The sequence below is a fragment of the Moorena sp. SIO3I6 genome (genome assembly GCF_010672095.1).
In genome coordinates this window covers 1-1,472 of the sequence record NZ_JAAHHU010001269.1, presented here as the reverse complement: position 1 = coordinate 1,472, position 1,472 = coordinate 1, and the positions used below count along the sequence as shown (strand labels likewise).

Sequence of the window (1,472 nt, the reverse complement as noted above, 5' to 3'; positions counted from 1 at the left end):
CTACTGATCCTGTATCTAGTATTTTCTGCTCTAACTGAGATGGGTACCAAGTTTCCTTGGAAGAAATAGTTAATGGGTTTTATCAAGTGGTATAGCGCTACGCTTAGCGTCAGAAGTCAGAAGTCAGAAGTCAGAAGTAAGCTATGAATAAGTTTCGTAATTTAGGAATGTCAAACACCTTAATGCGTAGTGCTATATAGTAAATAATCTGGGTATCCCTTTTTGTGTAAGAAGTTTAGGACTAAGGAAATAGCAAGAGGTCTACCCAGTTTTATTGAGTGCTACGTCTATTGGACAATAAAATTCTGGAATGTCTGAACGTCGAATTCGATCCATGGAAAATATCTCAGATTAATACCGTAAAAATTTAATAGGAACCCCAAAAGTAATTTCCCGGAGATTTTGGGTTATCACTGCGGAAAAATTCATCCATCAAGGTAAAAAGCTCTTCCTGAGAGATATGTCCATCACTATTCAAATCGAGTTTGCAAAAATTTTCCCTTGCCCAACTAGCATCAACACCATAGGCACTGACCTAATCTACATACTCTTGCTGACTAATTTCTCCATTGTCATCCTCATCAAGTAAAGCAAAAAAGACATCACATTGCAAATGAATAAGGGGTTCATAGGCATCTGAGTGAATCAGATTGTCGTAATACTTAAACCATTCCTCAAGGGTGATTTCTGCATCCCTGTTTTGATCAGCCAAACTCAAGTTATTCCACATGGACACCAAGATAGAACGCAGATAGGCATATTGCCAAGAATTAGGTTTTAGCCCTCGTGAAATAGCCAGTTTATTCAAAATCAGATGAAAATCATCTTGGTTGAGAGTTCCACCTGAATCAGCATCGATATTGTTGAATAATGTTGTTAATTTTCTTTGTTGTAATGCGGTTAACATTTTCAATTAACCTTGGATTAAAATTTATGGTTTTTCAGTTTAATATGAGTAGCTTATTAGTCTAAAAAAAATCCTTAAAAACGACTTATTTTACTGTAGTTTAACCTATAAATTGAAGGACTGAGCGCGCCCGGAGTTTTGACTTAGACGACACCTTGCTACTCTTACTTCCCATGATTTTATGGTCTAGAAAACTAAGGTTTCTCACTACACAGAGAATTATACTGGATACTTGACATTGATTACAAGTTAAAAGGTAAGGCATTTTGTCAATACCTCCAAGTAGAGAAATTAACCTTGAGCATTATTAACCTAAGCATAAGTTTATAGCTGAACGCGCATTAGCTTACATTCCTAAACTTCCTCGCTTGTTCTGTTCCCGCTCAATTGCTTCAAACAAAGCACGAAAATTCCCTTCTCCAAATCCCTTGGCCTGACAGCGGCGCTCAATGATTTCAAAAAAGAACGTAGGCTTCCCAAAAATGGGCTTGGTGAAGGTTTGAAGTAACAAAGCTTGGGGAAACTGTTGCTGCCAATCTACTAAAATTTCTCTGGTAGCAATTTC

1 protein-coding gene and 1 pseudogene are annotated in these 1,472 nt (G+C 37.2%); both read right to left on the bottom strand.

The genetic code is table 11. From position 1 onward, the window contains the following. Positions 1–535 precede the first annotated feature (535 nt). Complete coding sequence (locus F6K49_RS48435; protein ID WP_293109814.1) at positions 536–907, bottom strand: EF-hand domain-containing protein; 372 nt, start codon at positions 905–907, stop codon at positions 536–538. A gap of 346 nt (positions 908–1,253) precedes the next feature. Next, positions 1,254–1,472 (bottom strand): annotated as a pseudogene (locus tag F6K49_RS48430) (4-hydroxyphenylpyruvate dioxygenase); the annotation flags it as partial.

What these genes read in the sequence shown, in the direction of transcription:
- F6K49_RS48435 (WP_293109814.1), bottom strand. Translation starts at nt 907, where the DNA reads ATGTTAACCGCATTACAACAAAGAAAATTAACAACATTATTCAACAAT.